Genomic DNA, 1764 nt, shown 5'->3' with positions numbered 1-1764 from the left:
TCAGATATAAGGCTAAAGTGTGAGGGTAAGTTTGCTAAACAAAACAAAGCCCGATAACTATTCGGAATCACACATAGTAAATCTGGCGGGTATAAGACGGAAAGATTACGTTCTTATCTGGGGAGGTCTCACAGACGTGTGGAGATAGTTTTTAGAAACACGGAGTAAAGCTTGTTGTGAGAAGTCAGCCGAGGACATAGTACCGATATGAATTATATTGGAAAGGTCTGAACCTTAATTAAGCGAGTAGTAAATGAATGTTAGTCGATAATGGATAGAATGCAGAAAATATTATCTCAATGTAATAACTACCCTCAAAAGAATAGCACGGAATGCAAAGGCTATGAGGGAGTGCAGACTGTTATTGGTATAACTGAAAACCACCTCGTGGAAGTAAACTTTACGACAGAGTATTTAATGGAACATATCTTTAGCCCCGTCAATCTGAATAATGCTTATCTACAAGTAAAAAGGAATGCCGGTGCATGTGGAGTAGATAAAATGGAAGTTGATGAACTACTTCCTTATTTACGCCAAAACAAGGATGAACTCATTAAATCTCTGAAACAAGGGACATATCGTCCTAATCCGGTCCGTAGGGTAGAGATACCCAAAGACAATGGCAAGAAACGCCAACTTGGCATACCAAGCGTAGTTGACCGAGTAATCCAACAAGCAATAAGTCAAGTCCTGACTTTAATCTATGACAGAACATTCAGTAACTCAAGTTTTGGCTTCCGCCACAATCGCAGTTGCCATAAGGCATTGCGCAATGTTCAAGTGCATGTAAATGAAGGTTACAAATATGCCATTGATTTAGATTTGGAAAAGTTCTTTGATACCGTCAACCACAGTAAACTGATTGATGTGCTGTCGAGAACCATCAAAGACAGTCGCTTACTCTCTCTTATTCATAAATACTTGAACGCAGGGGTAATAGTCAGCAATAAATTTGAAGAAACTTCTTTGGGAGTACCGCAAGGCTGTCCATTAAGTCCGTTACTAAGCAATATTATGCTCAATGAGCTTGATAAGGAATTGGAAAGGCGAGGGCATCGCTTTGTTCGCTATGCCGATGACTGTATGATACTTTGCAAAAGTAAACGTGCAGCCAATCGTACAAAAGAGTCAATAATCAGATTTATAGAAGAGAAGCTCTTCCTAAAAGTAAATAGTGAGAAGACGAAAGTAGGATATATTAAAGGCTTGAAATTTTTAGGTTACTCCTTTTATGTAAATAAAGGAATATGTAGACTTTCACTTCATTCCAAGAGTAAAGCCAAGCTAAAATCCAAACTAAAGGAGCTTACCTCAAGAAGTAAAGGTTTTGGATATGATAGATGTAAAATCAAGCTGAAAGAATATATCCGAGGTTGGATAAGCTATTATAAATTAGCAGACATGAACAAATATCTTCAATCTGTTGACAAATGGTTACGACGACGCTTGCGAATGTGTATATGGAGATGTTGGAAGAAAGTCAAGACAAGGTTAACCAATCTTATAAAGTGCAAGATAAAAAGGAATCAAGCTTGGCAATGGGCAAATACTCGTAAAAGTTATTGGCGTACTTCAAAAAGTCCGATACTAGGTATGGCATTAGATAAAGATAGCCTACGCATATCAGGTTACCCATTCTTGTCTGATTACTATTGTAAAGTTTATCGTAAGTAAGGAACCGCCGTATGCCGAACGGCACGTACGGTGGTGTGAGAGGTCGAAAATTAAAGTAGGAGAAAACTACTTTAATTTTCTCCTACTCGA

The 1764-nt window shown here is 38.2% G+C and carries 1 protein-coding gene; it reads left to right on the top strand.

What is annotated here, in order from left to right; all coding sequences use genetic code 11:
• Window positions 1-267 precede the first annotated feature (267 nt).
• A complete protein-coding gene (gene ltrA / locus JCM15092_RS14215) occupies window positions 268-1674 on the top strand; it encodes a group II intron reverse transcriptase/maturase (RefSeq protein WP_024995219.1) in 1407 nt (468 codons plus the stop codon).
• The last annotated feature ends 90 nt before the right edge of the window (window positions 1675-1764 follow it).

This window comes from Phocaeicola paurosaccharolyticus JCM 15092 (genome assembly GCF_000613805.1).
In the GTDB taxonomy this organism is placed as follows: domain Bacteria; phylum Bacteroidota; class Bacteroidia; order Bacteroidales; family Bacteroidaceae; genus Phocaeicola; species Phocaeicola paurosaccharolyticus.
Note: the sequence above shows the minus strand (reverse complement) of the source record. Positions and strands in the feature narration are given on the sequence as shown.